At 69.3% G+C, this 261-nt stretch carries 1 protein-coding gene; it reads right to left on the bottom strand.

The annotated features are described in order from the left end of the window. The coding region (locus SB772_RS42485) for a biotin carboxylase N-terminal domain-containing protein (RefSeq protein ID WP_410838831.1) at positions 1–261 on the bottom strand (261 nt) is incomplete at both ends.

Genomic DNA, 261 nt, shown 5'->3' with positions numbered 1-261 from the left:
CGCGATGACTTGCGGCGCCGGGCCGACGAAGATCATGCCGGCCGCTTCGACCTGCGCCGCGAAGTCGGCGTTCTCGGAGAGGAAACCGTAGCCCGGATGCACGGCGTCGGCGTTGCATTGGCGCGCGGCGTCGAGAATGACCGCCGGATTCAGATAGCTTTTCGCCGCGTGCGACGAGCCGATGTGCACGGCTTCGTCGGCCATGCGCGCGGCGAGGCTGTCGCGATCCGCGTCGCTGACTACCACGGCGGCGCGCATGCC

Origin of the sequence: Paraburkholderia sp. SIMBA_030, from assembly GCF_046535245.1 — a bacterium.
In the GTDB taxonomy this organism is placed as follows: Bacteria; Pseudomonadota; Gammaproteobacteria; order Burkholderiales; family Burkholderiaceae; genus Paraburkholderia.
The sequence above is the reverse complement of the archived record's forward strand: the minus strand, read 5'-3'. Positions and strand labels throughout refer to the sequence as shown.